The following is a 21456-nucleotide window of genomic DNA, read 5'->3' on the forward strand; positions in this document are numbered from 1 at the left end:
CCTTACTGTCTAAATTCTTCTGGTACGGCGATTTCTTTCTTAACCCGCTCCAACTCAATCAGCTCAGGTTCAGCAATATTCCCCTTCAAGGCAAAATCAATTTGCGTTACCACTTCTACCACCGGCTCTAATAACTTAGACAAAGCCAACACGGCAACGCCGGTGGCAGGTGTCACCAAGAAGGCCGCTAGAACGGGGAGGCTGGAAGTCACTTTAGGGGAATAACTAACACGGTAATCGATGATACCACTGGCTAGGTCGACCTGGCCCTTGCCACGCATAACACCAGCGACGCCATCAAGATAAAAATCCTGATTGTCTGCCAGCCCACGATCAAAATTAACGCTAGCACTCATAGAATCGAAATGGAGTCCTTTTTCAAAGACATCACTAAAATCCAACTGTAAGCGACGACGGATCGTATCCAAACTAGCAAGCGTTAAAACTCGAGTTCCCTTATCGCTAATCTCGGTCACCACCCCCTTATCCGCTTTCAATTCCAAGGATCCTGTTAAGGTTTCTTTTTGCGGTGCGAATAAACCGTCCTGCCAATTCAAATCAAAATTATAGCGCGCAGGCGTATTCTTTAAGGGGCTGTCGTAACCCATATCATCAATCAATTTTTCTAAGCTATTACTGGTAAAACTACCTTTTAACCCGGCGGTTTCCTGCCCATCCTGTAGCGTCCAAGATAAATCGGAACTCAGTTGAGTATGCCCCCAATCCACTCTTAAACTCCCCTTGGGCATATTTTGCTCAGCTATCGGTAGATTAAGATTCAATTTACCTAAACGATACGGGCCGAGCTGGCAGTCTTGGCAATCCACAATTAGCGGAGGCAACTTAGTGAGCAAAGAGTCTTGCTTAGCTGCACCCAAGGTCTGAGGAATTTTTGCTGATGGCGGCTCTTTCAACAAAGAGAAGTCAAGGTCGCCTAACTGCGCCTTTTCTATGTTTAAGCGCACTGGCATATACACACTGGGCTGTTGAGGAGCAGCTAAACTGGCAACCAGTTGCTGCGATTCAATTTGTAACTGAGTATTACTGCGGGGTAAATAAGCAATGTCGAGACCATCAATGCTTTGCCCGATTAACTTCGCCTTCGCCACCGTGCCGCGCACAAATAGAAGTTCAGGCACCACTAAGCTTACATTGCTATATTCACTTTCAGGAGTCTCAATTGTTTCGCTGGTCTGCGCCTTGGCCCATTTTAACCACGGCATAATATCCAATTCAGCGAAATCAAAGGACATCGCTAGGCCCTGCCCCTGCCAGCGTAACGGGTTATTTTCGCCAAGGTTTAACAAAGCGTATTTCAATCGCTTCTGCCCCTGAGAAAAGTCCACTAAACCATTTAGCGAGATGATCTTATTAGATTCTAAATTAATACTGGCGCTTAACTGATCGCCACTCACACTTAACAAACTAGGCCAACTTTGCTGAGCACTTTTATCCATAGGCGCTGGCATTTTCAGGCCCAAACCTAGCAACTCCGAGCGAATATCTCCCTGATAGTCAAATAAACCATCAGGCTTAAGCTGAATGGCCAAGTCCCCCTGCCAATCCAAGCTTCCTTCGGCATATTCGCCAAAAGGTAGCGCCAAGGCTCGTTCCATATCGGCAACAGGCCAGCGTCCGGCTAGGTCCAAATTAATTTGGTAGCTCTGAGGCTCTGCAGATGTCGCCAATTTAACCGTCAGCGGCAAATTTCGCCAACGTGCTTTTAAGCCATTGCTGCGTAGTTTTTCATTTTGAAAAACTAAACGTCCGCTCACTTGCTGTAAGTTCATAGCTGTTGGTAGAACGTCTAAATTATTCCCCAGAAAGTCGACATGTCCATTCACATCAACTTTGCCTCCCGAGAGAGGAATATTGAGATACACTTCGCCCTTAACGTCACCGCCACTCAGTGGCAGCTGCTGTAAACTTGAGCTTAAAGCTTCAACAGGCGATTGCAGTAAATACGCTTGGACCTCACTCGCTTCACCGGCTAGTTCACCGGTAATAAACAGTTCCGAGTGGCGGTAGAAACGAGGAATACTGGCACTAATTCGCTGAGCGGGCACCTTACCCAACTTAGCTTGCTGGCTTTCCATGAACAAGCCATCGTTTTGAAACAATAGATCTAGCTGCAATTCTTGCAAGGCTGGCCAGTGGGGATCAAACTGAAAACTGGCATTCTCTAAAGGCACATAAGCCTGAAAAATGCCGTCCATATTGTTATAAGGATAGTGGTTCAGTGTGCCATACCACAACACTTGACTGTGCTTTGCCTGCCCTGCCAATAAGGCTTTTTCTAAATAGGCATAAACTTTATCGGGCATTACCTCTGGGTAATACCAATAAGCCTTAGACGCGTCTTTAATTTCAGCGTTAGCCATCAAACTCAAAAACGGCCATTTCTCTCCTTCGGCCCAAGCTAAACGCCACTGCCCGGCAAAATCCAATTCAGGAGTGAGCAAGTGAGTCGAAGCGCTGCTGATGCTTAAACCAGGATTATCAAAACGCACATCCACTTGAGCATCTAAACGCTCAATGTTTAAACCTTGCTTAAACTGCTCTAGTAGATGAAACTCACCTTGCTGCTGCAAACGAATATGCGCTTGCTGCAAATCACCTTGCAGCTCGACATTAAGCCCACTCAACTTCGGAACAAAGCTCTGGCCATTGGTGGCTAGGCCTTGCAGTTGAGCCTTATAAGTTAAGGACTGAGGCTGGCGCTGATAACTAAGCTCCGCGTCAATCAGTTCACCAGCTTGAATTAACTTAGGCCAATCAAGCGTAGCTGAGGCCTCTGGGAAAAGCGCCCCTAAGCCGGACCATCCGGCCAAAGATAAGCCGCTGAGTCGCCATGCTTGCTGCCTTTGATTAACCACACCTTGTAGTGCAAAATCGCTAGTAATACCATTAATAGCCATGTCCCATGGCAGTTTATCAACTCGCCAGTACTCGCCTTGTTGAGTCACTTGACTCAGGCCGCTATGGACCTCCAGTTGCTGAGATAAACCTGCTCCCCACTGCACCTGGCTATCTTGCCATTGGGCCACCCAACGAGGGGCCTGATTAGCAGAGAAATCTCCCCACAAAGAGAAATTTAAATTGCTTTTTAGTTGCGCCGCTAAACGGCTACCAGGCTCAGTAAAAGCGGCTAAATTGACCTGCTCGGCTTGCAGATAAAGCTGCGCTGTTAAATCAGCAATATTGCTGGCATCCCCTTGTAAATCAACTCGAAGCTTAAGCCGGCCTTGATTAAAATCATTGCCAATTCTAAGCTCACCTTCACCTTGGTATGATTGCTCGATATTGAGCCAATCTAAGCTGGCAATATCCACATGGTAGCGCTGCCCAGCATGAACAATTTCGATGTCACTATTAATGATACTGAACTGAGTGAATTGCTTAAGAAACACATTAGCAATGGCTTGATAGGGATGCTCTACTACGCTGTTTTGTTGCTGCGGCATAGCATCTAGATCGATTTTGAAGTGTAAGCTGTCCAGCAGTAAGTCTTTAAATACCACCTGCCTTTGTTCAATGCTTTGCCAGAGGTCAAGCTCAAGCATTAAAGCCTTAACATTAAAACCAATATTGCGCTGTACACCAATGCTCACTTCACTGTCTTCTAAAACCAGCATCGGCCTAAAATTATGTATTCGCGCATTTAAGCTGCCAATAGAAAGCTCCGCTTCTTGGCCTTCTACTAACCAAGCAGCTATTTCATCTTTATAGTGGCTGGCAAATGATAAAATGCCGCGGGTAATACTTAAACCCACGGCAATAACCACTAATATTATTGCGAGACCGTACCAGCATTTAGTGGCTCCACGGTGTAAAGGCTTGGCCATAAAACTACATTAACACCACATCAAATTGTTCTTGGCTATACATTGGCTCGGTTTGTACTTTTACCTGTTTGCCAATGAACACCTCTAACTCAGCCAGACTATGCGATTCTTCCCCCATTAACATATCCGCCACTTTAGTTGACGCGTAAACAATAAAGTTATCGGCATCATAGGCTCGGTTAACCCGAATAATCTCTCGTAGCACTTCATAACAAACGGTTTCCACCGTTTTAACGGTGCCACGGCCTCGACAAGTCGGGCACTCACCACACAAAATATGTTCAATACTTTCGCGGGTGCGTTTGCGGGTCATTTCAACTAAGCCCAGTTGAGAAAAGCCGCTAATATTGGTTTTAGCACGGTCTTTTTGTAGTGCTTGTTCTAAGCTTTGCAACACTCGGCGTTGATGCTCGGGGTCGGCCATATCGATGAAATCAATGATCACGATGCCGCCTAAGTTACGCAAGCGTAGCTGCCTAGCAATGGATTGAGTGGCCTCAATATTAGTATTGAAGATGGTTTCTTCTAGATTACGATGGCCAACAAAGGCGCCGGTATTGATATCCACCGTGGTCATTGCTTCGGTTTGGTCGATGATTAAATAGCCGCCAGACTTTAAATCGACTCGGCGTTTCAAGGCGCGCTGAATTTCATTTTCAACATCAAACAAATCGAAAATCGGTTGCTCACCCGAGTAGTATTCGAGGATTTCAGTAAATTCGGGCACGAACTCAGCACTGAAGGCCACCAGCTGTTCATAAGTTTCACGAGAATCAACCCGGATCCGGTCCAGATGGGTCCCCACAAAATCACGAATAATCCGTAAGGCTAAGTTTAATTCGGTGTAAAGCACGGTCTTAGTGGCTGCCGTTTCTTTACGTTGCAATACTTTACGCCATACCCGCTTTAAGAACGCTGCGTCTTGCTCCAGCTCATCAGCGCCAACACCTTCGGCGGCGGTACGAATGATGAAACCGCCCATGTCATCGACAAATTCACTACAGATTTCTTTGAGTCGCTCACGCTCTTGCTCGCTGTCGATCCGCTGGGAAACTCCCACGTGACTGCTACCAGGCATAAAGACTAAATAACGAGAAGGCAAAGTGATGTCGGTGGTTAAACGGGCACCTTTGGTACCAAGCGGGTCTTTCACCACTTGCACCATGATATCTTGCCCTTGGCGCACCATCTCTGCGATGTTGCCTGCCTGAAACTTTTCTTGCTCGGTGACATCAACACACTCGGTATGCGGTACGATGTCAGAGGCATGTAAAAATGCGGCTTTTTCTAAGCCTATATCTACAAACGCGGCTTGCATTCCCGGCAGCACTCGGCTCACTCGGCCTTTATACATATTGCCAACCAGACCACGCCGCGCATCTCGCTCAACATGGGTTTCCTGCAGAATACCGCTGTCTACTAAAGCAACACGGGTTTCAGTGGGTGTAACATTAATCAATAGTTCAGCAGACATAGTCACCTAGCGCGTTATATGTGAATGAAGTAAACGATCGGTTTCAACTAAGGGCAGACCCACAACCGAGCTATAGCTACCTTCAATTCGTTCGACAAATTTACCGCCAAGTCCTTGAATAGCGTAACTACCCGCCTTATCGCAAGGCTCACCACTGTCCCAATACGCGGTAATCTGCGCTTCGCTGACTGGGCTAAAAAACACCTCTGTGCAAACTAATTGGGTATGTGCCTGATAATTATAATACAGACTAATAGCTGTCATAACTTGATGCTGCTTAGCACTTAACAACTTCAGCATTCGTAAACTATCAGCATAATCAGCCGGTTTGCCTAAAATTTGTTGCTCAACCACTACGATGGTATCGGCGCCCAATACCGCAACAGCGGGATCTTGCTGTTGCTGATATACCGCATGGGCTTTTTGTTCAGCCAAACGACAGACTAGCTCTTGGGGCGCTTCGTTGGCGAGGGGGCTTCATCGATATCCGCGGCTTGAGTCATAAAACTCCAGCCCAATTGTTGTAGCAACTCCACTCGTCGCGGTGATGCTGAAGCCAAAATAAGCGTCGTACTCATTAGCTAATCTTCCACTGGCGACGTAATTTTCGCAGTAACAAGAAGATCCATGGCCAAGTTAAAGTCGTGGTCACCAAAGGATAAAAGTATCCCGCAGGCAGTTGAATATCTTGCACCAAGTATTCTGCCCAAAACACCACCACCTTGGCCAATCCGGTCAAAGCGCCCACCACTAGTGCTTGCTGCCATACCGAAAAGTTACGCAAACGAGTAAAGTTGCTTGCCGCGATATAAGACACAATCGACAAGGCCAGCGCGCGAACCCCAAGGGTAGAACCGAGAAGGATATCGAGAATCAGGCCAACCGCAAAGGCCACGCCTACATTGCTACGATGGGGTAAGGCAATGGTCCAATAAAACACACACACAAGTACCCAATCAGGCCTCAGTAAATCGGCCAAAGGAGGCAGAGGGATGATGGCCAATATTAAGGCAATAAATAAACTACCAATAATGGCCCCACGGCCATTAATTTTTTCTAACATAACAGCCTTTAGTTCTATCCATCAGAGGGCCAAATTAATAACAGGTAGCGTAAGCGGTCCAATTCCACTACTGGGGTCGCCATCACGTCAGCATAAGGCTTACCCTCTTGATAATCAAAACGGCTAATCACAGCTACCGGATAACCTTCAGGAAACACGCCCCCCAAACCCGAAGTAATTAACACGTCGCCTTCACCAATGTCGGTGCTACGGGGGATGTGTGGTACTTGTAAACGATTGAGCTCTCCAGTGCCGGTGGCTACCGCGCGAATATCGTTGCGGGCTATACGCACCGGAATACCATGGCTAGCGTCAGTGATTAACAATACTCGGCTACTGGTAGTGCCGACATGCAGCACCTGGCCAATGACACCTACATCATTTATCACCGGTTGGCCTTCGTAAACACCATCCAACTGGCCTTTATCAATTACCACTTGATGGGAAAATGGGTCTGAATCTACCGCCATAATTTCCGCTACTAACTTACGACTGTCGTGACGAACCGGCGAGCCTAATAAAGCGCGTAAACGGGTATTCTCCTTGGCCAAGCTTTCCATCAATAATTGATCGGCGCGGTTAAGCAAAAGTTGTTGTTTAAGAACTTCATTTTCACGCTTAAGTTGCTGGCGAGTTGCCAAAGAGCCAGACATAGAATCCAGCAAGGTGCCGGGCATATTGGCAATATATTGCAGAGGGCTCACAGCCGAGTATAAGTAGACCCTAACCTGATTAAAGGCAATCAGTTTAGTATCGATGAAAATCAAAGAGATAGACAACAAAACGGCGAGTGCGAGGCGTAGCTCTAAAGATGGACCTGGGCCGAAGATTGGTTTCATCGGACATTACCTAAATGAGTTGTCAGCGTGTTACTAGTAGAGCGAAGGGCAACACTGCACCCTTCGCTGTTAAGGCTTATTCGTATTGGAAAAGATCGCCACCATGCATATCGATCATCTCAATGGCTTTACCACCACCTCGAGCCACACAAGTTAGCGGATCATCAGCCACAACCACCGGAATGCCGGTTTCTTCCATTAGCAAGCGATCAAGATCTCTCACCAAGGCGCCACCACCAGTTAACACCATGCCTCGCTCTGAAATATCAGAGGCTAGTTCAGGAGGACTTTGCTCTAAAGCCACCATTACCGCACTAACAATGCCAGATAAGGGCTCTTGCAAGGCTTCAAGAATCTCATTGCTGTTTAGAGTAAAGCTTCTTGGCACACCTTCGGCTAGATTGCGACCACGAACTTCAATTTCGCGCACTTCATCACCTGGATAGGCAGAGCCAATCACATGCTTAATACGCTCTGCGGTCGCTTCACCAATTAAGCTACCGTAGTTACGACGCACATAGTTGATAATGGCATCGTCAAACTTATCACCACCAATGCGTACCGATGATGAGTAAACCACTCCATTTAACGAGATAATCGCGACTTCGGTAGTACCACCACCAATATCAACCACCATTGAGCCAGTGGCTTCAGATACAGGTAAACCCGCACCGATAGCCGCCGCCATGGGTTCATCAATCAAATACACTTCACGCGCGCCCGCGCCCATTGCCGATTCGCGAATAGCGCGTCGCTCCACTTGGGTAGAACCACAGGGCACACACACCAATACGCGAGGGCTAGGTCGCAAGAAGTTGTTATCATGCACTTGCTTAATAAAGTGCTGAAGCATTTTCTCGGTCACGTAAAAATCAGCAATCACCCCATCTTTCATCGGGCGAATGGCCAGTATATTACCAGGCGTTCTACCCAGCATTTGCTTCGCTGCATGGCCTACGGCAGCCACACTCTTAGGACTACCAGCCCGCTCTTGGCGAATCGCAACTACTGAAGGTTCGTTCAGCACGATCCCCTGATCTTTAACATAAATAAGTGTATTAGCCGTTCCTAAGTCAATAGATAGATCATTAGAAAACAAGCCTCGAAGCTTTTTAAACATGGCTGGGTAAATCCTGAGAAATAGTATCGATGATAAGCGATTAAAACTTGGCTAACTTTACCAACGCCAGCCCAGATGAGCAAGCATACTCTCTAGAGAAGCGAAGGATAGTGAGGGCTATCACTCGCATGAGGCTAAAAGCACAACCCAAACTGTCGTTTTTTTGAGCTAAACATCACTTAATAGCGGCGTTGCCGATAAATAATCTTATCACTTTGGCGGAAAACCCCAAATGTGACTTCACCCGCGCCAGCTTGATCGTCGGTATTATCATAGCTGCCGTTACCGTTCCAATCATCCCGTAACCAACTTAACTGCGAGCTTAAATCAAACCAATAATTCACACGCCCCCTGTTGCCCTCTCCCGGAGCAGAAAAGTCAATCCAAACTCGTCCTTGCTCGGCAATACCCGGCGCGCGTAAGCTTACTTGTGATACCCCGCCCCCACCGGCGCTTCGGTAGCACTATTTTTCGGTGAGAAATCTAAAGCAGGCAGATTAAGATTGCTGCAACTGTCCGCTAAACGCAGCATGGACTGGGTTTGATAACGACTCCCATCATAAAACTGCAACAAGCCCTGAATCGCAATGGGCTGTAATTCTGAGCCATAACCATTGCTTAAACTTAAACGCCCATGACGTAATTCCGGCACTGTGCCTAATTCACAATAGGCGCCGTCAATCGGGTCACTACCACAAATAAAGCCACCGCTAACACTGTCTGAGCTGATCACGGCGTCATCATACTGACTAAAAAACAGCGCCAGCTTGCCATCATCTACTGGCACCTGCGGCTGAAGCGGCTTAGCCAAACCAAAGGCTAAGTCTGCTTGCTGATATACGCCATTCAACCACTGCCCAGTGGCAACGTCCATTTGTAAACCTTGATCAAAACCCGCCACTGGCGAGCTACTGCTGAAGCGCCAATGAGAAAAATCGTTGTTTACTGCAAATTTATCGTGAGAATAGTTAGTGGTAATCTGATTACTTAGGCTATGAGCCTGCAAGGTCCAAGCGACTTGCTGTTCAAACTGACCGATATAGCTAAAATTGGCTGCGACGCAGGTCGGTGTAATGCTGGCCGAGCTCAGTTCAAAATGGTGAGGATAAAACATACCTACCTGCTGATTAGCCGCAGCCACCGCATAATCGGCCAAGTTATAAGCCAAATAGCGAGTCACCATCCCCTGATAGAAAATGCTACCTACTTGGTGCCAAGCATTATCTTTCACCGCCAGCACGCCATCTGCTTGGGCGACATCGGCATCGAGCACACCGCCAACAAAGTCGCCTAGTTCACCGCCAACCAAAGAACTGGGAGTCGCCAAACTAGCGCCAATATCTAGCTGTTCAGCTTGAGTCTTAAAGTTAAGGGCATTACAGCTGGTGCCAGCTTGATTGCAGTTGGCAATCTTAGCCACCAGCTCGGCACTAAACAGGGTACCGGCTCGGACAAAAGGCGTATTTTCTGGGTCACTTGGGATGGAGTGTCCATCTTCATTAAGAATATTTTGCCAGGCAAAACGGTCGGGAATAAAGTCGCCGGTTTCGCTTCCTCTTAGGGTAATCGTTTGGCCATCTTGCTGCGAGCCTGCTTCGTCCCAGAAGTTAATGTTTAAACGCCCCACATCGGGATAACGCATATCAATTAGAGCTTCACCGGCAGTAAATTGGCTGTTTAGTGTTGTACGGCTATCATAGGAGCCAGCTACATCGACAAAGTTATCATCACTATTTTGAGCCTGTAATTGGCGTGAGCCAGTCGTTGGCTCTAGATAATCGGTCCATAAGCTGAGCGCTTTTAGCCCCTGATAATTTTCAATTTTAGCGCAACCTGGCCCACCATTTGGGTCTTTACCCACGGCGGTGAGCAGCAATTGAAACTCACTATTGGCCTTATGCGGATTAGCTCTTGCTTCACCAGTACTGGTTCCTAGGAGCTGGGATTGAAAACCGTAAGCGGCAAAGTTCACTACAGCAGTAGCTGTAATGGCACCATCACTTACCGTTAAAGTCACATCTCCGGTTAATGGATGCAGCAAACCCAGTCTCACCTCGCCCTGATCGGCGGTGACAAACTGGTAACTCGCCTGCCCGTTATCCACTCCCGCCTGCAAATCACCTTGCCCATCACCTGTGGACCAGCTACCGCGGTTAGTCGAGGTGCTAAGAGAGACCGTACCTTGAAAACTTTGATCTAAGTCGTCATTAAGTGTAGCCCGAATCACCACCTCATGCACATCGCAAGTTAAGCCAAAAGGCGCAGCGCTAATAACTAAGCCAGGGGAAGGCTGCGCCGTATTACTAGCAAAAGCCATAAAACTATAGTCTTCTGCTACATGAGCTCGCTCGCCATCGCCGTACTGATCTTCTTCGGTAATCATCGAAAAATTGGCCGCATGGTGCTGACAGCGCCGTAGCCAACCACCATTATCGCCGCGACGCTCATTTTTACTGGCTACCATGATGGGAGGGCTAGCAAATAAATCGTTTTGATAGTGGGTGAGATAGTTACAAGTCTGCGCGGGAGATAAAGTACGATCGCCTTGTGAGTGAGTTGTTGAACGACCAAATTGATAATTCACTTGCTGGTTATTTACGCTAATACTGCCCACCGCGGGCTCTGTCGCCAAATAAGCAATGGTCTCGTCGGCTAATTCATAATAAGGAATCGCGTTATTATCTCCCAGGCACTGATCGCGCATCCACGGCCACTCCCAGTACCAATACCAAGTATGTACCTCACTATTCTCTAGCGCTAAACCGATGCCCGAATCACCACCATTAAATACCGACGTGGTGGTTAACCAACATTGATTATTGCGACTCTGTTGCTGATGCAGCACCACCGACAAATTACTGGGAATGCCAAGATTAACGTAACTTGAATTATTAAAAGGCAAAGCGGTATTAGAGCTCACCGTACCGGCTTGCAATGGAGTGCCATCTTGTAGGGTAAATTCCCCTTCATTTACCGCAATCCAGTCAATCGCTAAATTGTTTTCGGACGAGAGAATATTCTCTGGTGGCTCTTCTCTGGACCAGCTAAAGCCAGTCCACTGACCACTAGCATTCTGCAATACCGTGTTAACAAAGACATAATTTGGTCCTTCATTATTGGGATGTACAGGGTCAATTGGCGTCATCAAAAAGACTAAAGGCTTAGTGGTGTAGGGCTGCTCGAAACTAACAATGCCACCGTTCTGCTGCGCCCCAGTGGAGCCAAACTGCAAGTTTAAAGGCTCACGAACCTCCCCATCACATAGAGGAGCAAAGTCCACATCCTCTACATCAGCGCCAATCACCTTGCTTTCATTCTGTATTTCAATATCTCCCAAGGCATGCAGCGCACCGGTCACTTGAGAGCGATATAAAGTAAGGATGTTACTTAAACTGTAACCAACAAATTGGCTGACCGATTCATTATCTAACTGGATATCGCCTTCGGCATAAATGGCCAGTTGACTTGGCTCTCCCGAGACATTGAGACTCGACTGATATTTAGCGTTAAAGCGACCACCAACAAATATTTTAACGGTTCCGTCACCAACAACGCGCAATTCACTTTGGGTGTCTAAATTTACATCACCGGCCACCCAATAGGTCCCCGCCGGCAAGACCAGCGTAGCACGATAACCAAGACTCAGTTGGTCTATAAAGTACTCATCTCGACTATTTGAAAAGGTCAGGGTGGCTTCGCTGCTAGCACTCACCGAGCCAAAATTGTCAGTATTATAATCGCCTTCTCCAAGGGTCGCGCTCTGCCTCCAGTTGAGCGCGACATTTAGACCATTCGCTTTGCTCTCTATATTCAGCAAATTCCCTGCCTCCGCTAAGCGATGGCTAGAGCTACAATACTGATCATAATCTGGGCAGGTGTAGCGATCCGAATTATTATTCACATGCCTAATATTTAGCAGCCCCTCAGCAGAACCATAGATCTGAGCCCACCAGCCAATGGCCAGCTGACTAGAAGCATTTGAAGAAGAAATCACCGTAGGGAAAACCGCGCTGCACTCAACAGCACCTACAGCTTGAGGCCCGATGACAAACAGCAACAACATCAAGCGCAGCAACAATGAGCAACGATTCATAATACCGTCCTCGCCTGAACCACTTGCTGGCGCTGCACTCTGACTTCCCCTTCCCCACATTCGGCCACGGCGTCTAAGTCATAAAAACGCGCTGCTAATTGTAAAACATCACGCTGCTGACAACTTAACTTAACCTTACAAGTGGCAAAACCGGGACCAGCTAAAGCAGGCGCTTCAACCACATCATCACAACTCATAGCTAAGGGGCTAGCCGGGTTGAGTGGAAACAGAGAAAACAAGGCTTGTTCTAGAGCCGAACTGGCGGCTAATTCGGCTCGCGCGCCCAAGACCTCCCAAGCCGCATTGCGAGAGCTATCTCTTAAGATAGTGGTTAAGCCCGCAGTGAGCAGAGCCATCACCACAATAACAAAAATGGCCACCAGCAAAGCGCTGCCGCTTTGCCGTCTAGGGTTGATTAGGAACGACGATATCATGCTGAAATTCCACCACTTCGTTATTTTCAGTAAAGCTAAAGGCCAACTTTACCAAACCATTACGGCTTAAACTGGCATCTAGCACCTGAAAGGGAGGTAAAACCGCACGCGGATCTAAACGGTTTGCCATTAATACACCTTGCAAACTATTTGCCGGTTGGTAGCGCCTTAACTCTGAGCCTGCCACGCAATAGCGTACCGCTTCACTGATCAAGTAGAGCCGCTGAGCAGGCGAGGCACTGCGAAAACTCACCGCAGAATCAAAACTTAAGGTAGATAAACCGCTGCTGGAATCGGCGCTTAAACTATTCACCGCGGCGACCTTGTTCGCCCCTTCGTTGATTAGGCCGTTGGCAGACACCACCTCATCACTGTTTAATACGTAAACCGCCGCCCAAACATTAGCGCTTCCGGGAACCTCCGGCTGACCGCTCCAGCTGACGATCGCGGCACTGGCAGCGGAACGTGGTGTTAGCGGCAAATCAACATAGCTATGGCTAGATAAAGTCGGCACAAAAGTTAAGCACTCGCCAAGGCGTGCTATACCATCGACCCGCGCGCTATTCGGCAGGCTATTCTGCAATTCTCGGCTCAGCCGTTGAATAGCAAAACGCGCCTCACCCAGCAAGACCTGACGTTCGGCTCCGTCGCGATAGATTAAGCTGCCGGTACGAATGAAGTCGGTAGTAGCAAGCGCCAATATACCCAGCAACACCATGGTGATAACCAACTCGATTAAGGTGAAACCGCCCCGCTTACCCATTAGCTCCAGCTTCATTAGTAATTCCACCGATAAGCGCTAAAGGCATATTCGACACCATCGGGCGCTTGTATCCATAAGTCGATGCGTTTGGCTTGATTAATCCCATATTCCGAACTATCAATGGCCACCCTATAACGATAGTTACGGTAATCTTGGCTTAAATCCACTCCCATACTGTCACTAATCGCCAGAAACGAGCCGGCGGTGTCGTAATCATCCACATCGTTGTAGTTTTGCCTTAGCTCCGTCGCCGCATCAGGACCGTAGTCGCTAGCGGGGGTACAGGAAGTAGCTTGGCCATTGGGCTTAAGCTCGCTGCAACGCCATAAGCCCCCGCCCGTATGATCGGACTGCTCATCAAAGGACTTAGACAAGATTTCATTCATCAAACTCGAACCGAGCTCGGCCGCGCGAAATTGATAAACTGGCTCTATGCTTCGCCGCGCTTGCGGCACTAAAAAGGAGCTAATCACCACCAAGGCAATCGCCACCACCACAATGCCAACAATCAGTTCGATTAAAGTAAAACCAGCAGCGAGTTTAGGGCGCATGAATATAGCCCTCGCTCTCGATGATTATCTGTCTGCTTTCCTGCCCTGCTAAATTAATCACACAGGGAAAGGCACTGCATAAACTGGATTCAGCCAAACGCACTCGGCCAAGACCATCAAAATAAACCCGACCTTGGCTCACTTGAATATCACTAAAAACAACTGGCTCTAGAAGATCTGCCGCACTGATACAGGTATTAGCGGAATCTATCCGCCCAGAATAATAACGGTTTGTTTCAATCGCCAAGAAAAAGCAGTCTTGATAATGATTCATCGCCTGAGTTTGCACCAATTGTAAACGGCTTAACAGCTGGGCTTGTAGGCTAGCTTCAGCAAAGCCGCCACGAAAAAACTTAGGAGCCACCGTCACTGCCAGAATGGCGATAAGGATGAGGGTAATCACCAGCTCGATGAGAGTGAAGCCGGAGTGTTGAGGGTAAGGTTTGCTTAAAGAAGCCAAGTGGGGAAACTGGAGATAAAGGCTAGCCGTAGCTAGCCTTAAACTGAATTAACAGCCGGTTACAACTGATACAATTTGCGCAGAAGCCGAGCTGGTCGCAATTGTATATTGCACTTCACAAGCGCCTGAAGCGGGTGTGAAATTAGCTGGTGCTAGAGTAATCGGTGAACCAGAGGCAGAAACTGTCCATTCTTCTGTACTAATGTCCAACCAACCAGCGAGCTGAGTTGCTCCAAAAGCATCCGTATTGGGGTAACCAAAGGTAGTTGATACACTAGTACCATTAGCACCGGAGACATCACCCGATGAAGCTTCAATACCGGCAATAGCTGCCTTACTATAAATAAGATTCGCTCCGCCCTTCACTGCCGCTTCTAAACCTTTCACTGTTGATTCACGAGCATCACCTTGTAAGTTCAAAAATTTAGGCGCAGCAGTTACCGCCAAAATGCCTAAAATGATGATCACAATCACCAGCTCAATCAGAGTAAAACCTTGCTGTTTTGTTACTTTCATTACTATTTCCTTAGAAATTGTTGTTTATATCGTTAATTGGGAATATTGGTAAACACCCGGCCGGAGGCCGGTTGATAAGTAAAATTGTTATAAGTATTTTCGCCGCTGCCAGGATTAAGGTAAGAACCATCACTATTCTTAGCCAAGGCATTTACCTGATAAAATACGCAACGCGTCGCTTCCGCTGCGCCGCTAACCGTAGCATAATACTTGTAGTAGTCTCCTTGCGAACTCACCGCAGAAAAATCGTCGCTGGCACGCGCCGGATTTTGTAAAATAGCGTCCCACACCTTAAGGCACTTAGCCCCAGTTAAGCTGCCTGGATCAACATCTTCATCATCACTGCTCATGGGATAGCCCGGAGCCACGCTGCCATTGGCCAATTGGGCGGCACTAGGCGTAGTTAAATAGACTTTCTGCGCGTCATAAATAACGGAGTTTTTACCATTTTCACTAGGACGCCCTTCCGCTTCCCATTGCGCTCGCGCTAGCGAAACGCCAGTAGCGAAACCACCGGCCACACCTTCTAGGCTAGCCACTTTAGCTTCATCGGTCACGTCAAGAAAACGCGGTAAAGCGGTAACAGCTAAAATTCCCAACACCACGATCACGATAACCAATTCAATTAGCGAGAATCCTGAATGTGGATGCATTCTTGGTACGCTTGAAGAAATCTCTCTCACCTTTTGCATACTCCTTTTTAAGCCTTACTGCACTTGCAATAATACTTGCCCTTGCTGAGCTCGATAAACCAGCGCCAGCGAATGTTTGAAGGTAAATTGGCACTCTTGCTGCGTATACTCTACCAAAGCGGCGGAGGGCTGCTGCAGCCAATCTAAGCCCATCATATCACGCCACAATAACAAGCAATCTTGACTTGAGTTCACTTTAGGCCAGCCTGCTTGATTCATTTGTAAGGTAATACTGTGAATGGAGCCAGTCCCTTCACTACGTTCACTTTCTTGCCAAAAGTTAACAGTCAGCTGCGTTGGTCGAAAACGCGCCAACCACAAACCATGAACTTGGGCTAAGCGGCTTACCCAAATTTGCTGGTACTCTTCTACAAGCTGTTGTTCTGCTTGATCAATTGTCCTAATAAAGCTTCTCAAAAGCAATAAGGTCAACAGCAAAACTATGCTAAAGCTCACAAGCTGAACAAAGCGCTTACGGTTATCATCCAACAATTTTTGTTGGTTCAACTAAGACCCCCTCACCGCGCGCATCATATCCCACATTGGAGTGAAGATACCTAAGGCGAGGATCAATACCATGATGGCCACTACCGCGATCAAAACAGGTTCAATACGCGCCGTTAAACTTTTCAGATCGTAATCCACTTCACGCTCATAAAACTCGGCAGCTTCATTCAATAACTCGTCGACTTGACCGGTTTCTTCACCCACTGCGATCATCTGTAATACTAAGGGAGTAAATAACTCACTGGCCACAGCGTTGCGCAGCAGACTCTCACCACGTTCAATACCACGACGCATCTCAACAATACGCTGTGCCATATAAGCATTATCAACCGCTCCGGCTACTAACGATAGCGCTTGGTTTAATGGCACACCTGCGGCCACCATCATGGAAAAACTTCTCGAGAAACGAGCCAACAATGAACGCTCAATGACCGAGCCAACGATGGGCAAACGCAAGCGGGTTTTATCCCATGACAGGCGCCCCTTAGGAGTTGCCAAATACCAACGAACAGCCACTATAGCGACAATGACTATAAGTAATAACAGCGGCCAATAATGAACAAAAAAGTAGGAGGTACCAATTAAAATACGGGTTGCCAAAGGCAATTCGACATTGAAGCGGCCAAAGATCTCAGCAAATTGAGGGATCACTAAAATGTTCAGAATCACCATCGCGATCACGATCGCAACCATCACAAAGGTAGGATAACGCATCGCGGTTTTAATTCGCTTACGGGTATCCATTTCTAGTTCAAGATATTGAGATAGCTGTAAAAATGCTTGCTCAAGACGACCAGTGTTTTCACCCACATGCACAATACTCACAAATAGCTGAGAGAATACCTTGGGATAATCTGACATGGCCGTAGAGAGGGTTCGCCCACTGCCTAAGGCCTCGGATACGCCAGTTAAGGCGCGTTGTAACAATTTGCTATGCGCCGATTCGGCTAAACCGTTAATAGCTCGCATGATGGGGATCCCCGCTTTGGTCAGCGAGTACATTTGACGAGTAAACACCACCAACTCATCGAGCTTAATATTACCTTGCCATAATTGGCTAAGCTCTATCGAACCCAGTCCTGCATTACCCGACTTGGCTTCGCTGATTTTAATCGGGGTTAAACCGCGCCGTAACAAGTTCTCTGCCGCAGCGTTAACCGTAGCGGCCTCAATGTCACCGCTGACTAAACGGCCATTAGCATCGCGGACTTGATAGCGAAACACAGCCATTAGGCAGACGCTTCCGAGTTGCTCGCACTCGCGCCGTAAAGGTCAACTTCTTCAACTAAACGCAAGACTTCTTCAATTGCTGTCACCCCTTGTTTAGCATAATCCAGCGCCGCCAAAGCTAGCGGCCGATAATGCTTAGAAGCCTTAGCCACTTTTGAAAACTCATCGGGGTCGTTACGTCTTAAGCTTTCCATCATTGCTTCATTGAGCTCCAACATTTCAAATACCCCAATACGTCCCTTGTATCCAGTATAGTTGCAGCTTTGACAGCCCTTGCCTTTATAAAAAACATGCTGGCTCAGATCCTCGTGGCTCACATGCTCTAACCATACTTGTTCCTCTAGCGAAAACTCATGTGGCTGCTTACAGTTTTCACATAAGCGTCTTACCAAACGCTGGGCGATAATCGCGCGCAGCGAACTCGCCACCAAGTAACCCGCCGCCCCCATATCGATCAAGCGTAAGGCGCTAGTGATGGCATCATTGGTATGCAGGGTCGTTAATACCAAGTGGCCAGTTAAGGCTCCCCTTAGACCAATTTCTACGGTCTCTTGGTCGCGCATCTCCCCCACCAGCAGAATATCGGGGTCTTGACGTAAGGTAGTACGTAATACACTGGAGAAAGTCAGGCCAATTTTACTATTCACCTGTACCTGATTAATCCTAGGCAAGCGATATTCTACCGGATCTTCCACGGTAATGATTTTCGACTCAGGCTGGTTAAGTTCGCTTAATGAACCGTATAAGGTGGTGGTTTTACCGCTACCGGTAGGGCCGGTGACCACTATCATGCCGTGTGGCCTATGCAGCTGGCGGCGATAACGCGCCATAATATCGGCCGGCATACCGGTTTGTTCTAAGGATAGGATGCCAGCAGATTGGTCCAATAGACGCATCACCACCGACTCCCCAGCCTGAATCGGCATGGTAGATAGACGCACATCAATAGAGTGACCACGCACTTTAATGTTAAAACGTCCGTCCTGAGGTAAACGTTTCTCTGAAATATCTAAACCCGCCATCAGCTTTAACCGCAGCACCAAGGCAGAGGCAATTTGAACCTCGTTTAGTACACTTTCTTGTAATACACCGTCCACCCGCTGGCGGATCCGCAATACCTTCTCATCGGGCTCGATATGAATATCCGAAGCGCCCACCTGCACCGCGTCTTCAAATAAAGACTGCAGTAACTTCACCACCGTGGTTTCGTTACTTTCATCGGCAGAAGTGGCCAAACCAATATCAAACTCTTCGCTACCGGCGTACTCTTCTTTCAGCTCTTGAGCGAAACCTTCAATTTCGCGAGTACGGCGATAAAAACGGTCAAAGGCTTCTAGTACCTGTGACTCACGCGCCACCACATATTTAAGTTGATGTGGTGCTAATAGCCCAGCTAGGGTATCGATGGCAGATAAATCGGCGGGATCGGAAAGGGCAACGGTTAATACCTCGCCATCCTTATGAATAACCAAGGCTCTAAGCCTGCGCGCATGCACCTCACCCAGCATGACCACGGCATTGGCATCAATGGCTACTTTGGCCAAATCAACAAAAGGAATGCCTAATTGGCGGGCCAAAAATTCGAGAAGTTGAACCTCGGCAATCACTCCTAATTCAATTAAGGTAGCGCCCAGTTTACGGCCAGTTTGTTTTTGTTGCGCTAGAGCACTCATTAGCTCGGCTTCGCTTATCACTTGCTCGTTAACCAGCAAGTCTCCCAAACGCATCCGTAATTTAGGTTGTGCCATGTTATTGCTCCAACTGTTTAATTCGTGAGGCGACAAACTCACTGGAGTTGGCCGATAACTGCCCCACCAGCTGAGCTTGGCGATAAGCACTCAAAGCCTCAGCATAATTTGCTAATTTGTCGTTGGCGATGGCGTAACCCAACCACCAGCGCGTTCGACTGGGCTCGTAACGCAGCAAGCGCTGATAACTAGTTAAGGCCAGTTGCTGTCTATCGAGACGTTGTGCCAAGCCCGCTTGCATCGCGTAGTAGTCGACATGCCCGGCAATTTCTGGACTTGCACCTTCTAGATAAGCTAGCGCCTGAGTCAGTTGTTGTTGCTGTACAAAAATTCTAGCTAGCATCAAACGAAATGAGCTGCGCTGGGGCTGCAACTGCAAGCCTTCTTCTAACAAATTGACCGCTCTGGGAAGATCGCCACTGGCATACACTAGCGCCGCCAATTGCTCCCTCACTTCGTGCGCGCTATGTTCTAACTGCAGCGCTTTGCTAAATTCCACTCTTGCCTGGCTCGGCTGATTTTGTTCTAGCGCCTGAAAGCCGCGCCGCTTATACATAGCGACCCGCTGCTCTACGCTCAACTCTAAAGGCTTTATTTGTAACTCGCCTTCAGCGATTGGCGGGTTGGCCACAGCCTGTTCGGTTTCAGGAGCGGCCACAGGTGGTTTCTCTTCAACCGTGGAGGCCTTAGTGTCGCTTTGAGCAACAACCTTAGCAGGTGTTTGCGCCGCCGCGGGCTGCTCAACTGATTCAGCGACAGCCTCAGCAGGGGCCGTTTTAACATTTTGACTGCTAGCCTGAGCAGAGGAGTTTAGCGTATTTGCCTTCGGCTCACTTGCTGCTTTACTAGGCTGTAGTGATTGCGTTGGAGGCGTCTCACTGGGCTGATTATTTTGCGGTGGACTCACCTCTACATCTATCGCCTGTGCTACCGCTTGCAGGGCTTGGGTTTGCTCTAAGCTAGTGGCTTGGCTACTGGAACCGCTACTAGTCTTGGCAGCTTCACTGATCACTTCAACCTGATGATCCGACTGGAAATCATCAAAATAACGCAGTGCGAGCCAAGCTGAGAACACTAATACCAGCAATGCAAAAGCAATTAACAAATAGACTCTAAAGCTACGCCCGTTATCTTCTACCAAAGGAGACATAGCTTGGGCATTATGCTGCTGACGCTTGTCTAAGTCTTTCAGCATTTGATTAATCACGCTCATTGCTGCTGACTCCAGTAAACCCCAATGGCCAGCACTAACAAGCCAAGCAACAAGCCAAACAAGTAAGCCGACTTCGACTTAGGCATCACCGCATCTTCAGTATCGATGATCGCTTGCTTCACCATTTTCACCGTAATTTGGCTGGCTCCTTGTCCATAACACAGCATCAACACCTTATGGCTTAAAATGTTTATCAAACGAGGTATGCCACGGCTAGCTTTAGTTAGTAGCTTAAGCGATGCTGCATTAAATAACGGCCCGCCACGGTAACCGCTTAAATGGAGGCGGTGTTGAATATAGCTGGCCACTTCCTGTTTTTCTAAAGCGCGCAGTTGATAAGAAAAGGTGATGCGTTGGCGTAATTGGCGCAATTGTTGGCTAGCCAGACGCTGATCTAACTCTGGCTGAGCAAACAATACCACATGCAATAATTTACGTTGCTCGGTTTCTAAATTACCCAACAAACGCACTACCTCTAGCGCTTCGTCACTCAAGGCCTGAGCCTCGTCAATTAATAGCACTACCGGGCGCTGCTGACTGGCAAACTCAATTAAGCGACGATTAATTTGTTCCAATAAGGTATGTGCAGAGCTGCCTTCTTCAACCCTCAGCCCAAGTTCAGAGGCCAGCGCCGCATGGATCTGCTGGGCCGATAAACAAGGGTTAGGCAGGTAGGCAAACTGATACTGCTCGGCCATTTCATTAAGCAGCTTACGGCACAGTAGGGTTTTTCCAGTGCCGACTTCACCGCAGACCTTGATGAAGCCCTCTCCCGATTGCAAAGCGGTTTGCAATACCTGTATGGCCTCATCGTGTGGTAGCAAAGCCTGATATAAGCCGGTATTAGGAGTTAGGCTGAAAGGCGCTTGTGAAAGCCCAAAGTGTTGCAAATAAACTGCCACCGAACG

Annotated in this window: 18 protein-coding genes and 1 pseudogene; all 19 read right to left on the reverse strand. The window is 48.0% G+C overall.

Annotation, left to right across the window (positions count from 1 at the left end; all coding sequences use genetic code 11):
• Positions 1–2: 2 nt before the first annotated feature.
• Positions 3–3845, reverse strand: a complete 3843-nt coding sequence (locus AR383_RS09075) for a YhdP family protein (RefSeq protein WP_055732840.1) — start codon at positions 3843–3845, stop codon at positions 3–5.
• 4 nt (positions 3846–3849) lie between these two features.
• A complete protein-coding gene (rng, locus tag AR383_RS09080; protein WP_055732841.1) occupies positions 3850–5319 on the reverse strand; it encodes a ribonuclease G in 1470 nt (489 codons plus the stop codon).
• A 6-nt stretch (positions 5320–5325) separates the two neighbouring features.
• A pseudogene (locus AR383_RS09085) lies at positions 5326–5897 on the reverse strand (Maf family protein).
• Entirely contained in the window at positions 5897–6382 is a 486-nt protein-coding gene (gene mreD, locus AR383_RS09090; protein WP_055732842.1) for a rod shape-determining protein MreD, read from the reverse strand. The pseudogene AR383_RS09085 and the gene mreD overlap by 1 nt, the downstream one beginning before the upstream one ends.
• A gap of 14 nt (positions 6383–6396) precedes the next feature.
• Positions 6397–7221 carry a rod shape-determining protein MreC gene (gene mreC, locus AR383_RS09095; protein WP_055732843.1) on the reverse strand — a complete coding sequence of 275 codons (825 nt, stop codon included), beginning with the start codon at positions 7219–7221 and terminating at the stop codon, positions 6397–6399.
• Positions 7222–7297: 76 nt separating this feature from the next.
• Positions 7298–8341 carry a rod shape-determining protein gene (locus AR383_RS09100; RefSeq protein WP_055732844.1) on the reverse strand — a complete coding sequence of 348 codons (1044 nt, stop codon included), beginning with the start codon at positions 8339–8341 and terminating at the stop codon, positions 7298–7300.
• Positions 8342–8520: 179 nt separating this feature from the next.
• The gene (locus AR383_RS21515; RefSeq protein ID WP_335338401.1) at positions 8521–8748 is read right to left on the reverse strand and encodes a DUF6701 domain-containing protein; all 228 of its coding nucleotides are present in this window, start codon (positions 8746–8748) and stop codon (positions 8521–8523) included.
• A 17-nt stretch (positions 8749–8765) separates the two neighbouring features.
• Positions 8766–12434 carry a DUF6701 domain-containing protein gene (locus AR383_RS09105; RefSeq protein WP_055732845.1) on the reverse strand — a complete coding sequence of 1223 codons (3669 nt, stop codon included), beginning with the start codon at positions 12432–12434 and terminating at the stop codon, positions 8766–8768.
• Positions 12431–12868 carry an MSHA biogenesis protein MshP gene (locus AR383_RS09110; protein ID WP_157051688.1) on the reverse strand — a complete coding sequence of 146 codons (438 nt, stop codon included), beginning with the start codon at positions 12866–12868 and terminating at the stop codon, positions 12431–12433. Before AR383_RS09110 ends, AR383_RS09105 begins: the two co-directional genes overlap by 4 nt.
• Positions 12840–13646, reverse strand: coding sequence for a PilW family protein (locus AR383_RS09115; RefSeq protein WP_055732847.1), 807 nt, complete (start codon positions 13644–13646; stop codon positions 12840–12842). Before AR383_RS09115 ends, AR383_RS09110 begins: the two co-directional genes overlap by 29 nt.
• Positions 13646–14182 (reverse strand): prepilin-type N-terminal cleavage/methylation domain-containing protein, encoded by a 537-nt coding sequence (locus tag AR383_RS09120; RefSeq protein WP_055732848.1) that lies wholly within the window; start codon positions 14180–14182, stop codon positions 13646–13648. Before AR383_RS09120 ends, AR383_RS09115 begins: the two co-directional genes overlap by 1 nt.
• Positions 14172–14642, reverse strand: a complete 471-nt coding sequence (locus AR383_RS09125) for a type II secretion system protein (protein ID WP_055732849.1) — start codon at positions 14640–14642, stop codon at positions 14172–14174. Before AR383_RS09125 ends, AR383_RS09120 begins: the two co-directional genes overlap by 11 nt.
• A gap of 48 nt (positions 14643–14690) precedes the next feature.
• Positions 14691–15158, reverse strand: a complete 468-nt coding sequence (locus AR383_RS22525) for a prepilin-type N-terminal cleavage/methylation domain-containing protein (RefSeq protein WP_055732850.1) — start codon at positions 15156–15158, stop codon at positions 14691–14693.
• Positions 15159–15190: 32 nt separating this feature from the next.
• On the reverse strand, positions 15191–15841 hold the full coding sequence (locus AR383_RS09135; RefSeq protein ID WP_269465146.1) for a type II secretion system protein: 651 nt from the start codon (positions 15839–15841) through the stop codon (positions 15191–15193).
• A 24-nt stretch (positions 15842–15865) separates the two neighbouring features.
• Entirely contained in the window at positions 15866–16357 is a 492-nt protein-coding gene (locus AR383_RS09140) for a hypothetical protein (RefSeq protein WP_055732852.1), read from the reverse strand.
• The gene (locus tag AR383_RS09145; protein ID WP_055732853.1) at positions 16358–17587 is read right to left on the reverse strand and encodes a type II secretion system F family protein; all 1230 of its coding nucleotides are present in this window, start codon (positions 17585–17587) and stop codon (positions 16358–16360) included.
• Entirely contained in the window at positions 17587–19335 is a 1749-nt protein-coding gene (locus AR383_RS09150) for a GspE/PulE family protein (protein WP_055732854.1), read from the reverse strand. Before AR383_RS09150 ends, AR383_RS09145 begins: the two co-directional genes overlap by 1 nt.
• Before the next feature lies 1 nt (position 19336).
• Entirely contained in the window at positions 19337–20548 is a 1212-nt protein-coding gene (locus AR383_RS09155; RefSeq protein ID WP_055732855.1) for a tetratricopeptide repeat protein, read from the reverse strand.
• Positions 20545–21450, reverse strand: a complete 906-nt coding sequence (locus AR383_RS09160; RefSeq protein WP_055732856.1) for an ExeA family protein — start codon at positions 21448–21450, stop codon at positions 20545–20547. Before AR383_RS09160 ends, AR383_RS09155 begins: the two co-directional genes overlap by 4 nt.
• Positions 21451–21456: the final 6 nt, after the last annotated feature.

The organism is Agarivorans gilvus, assembly GCF_001420915.1.
GTDB lineage: Bacteria > Pseudomonadota > Gammaproteobacteria > Enterobacterales > Celerinatantimonadaceae > Agarivorans > Agarivorans gilvus.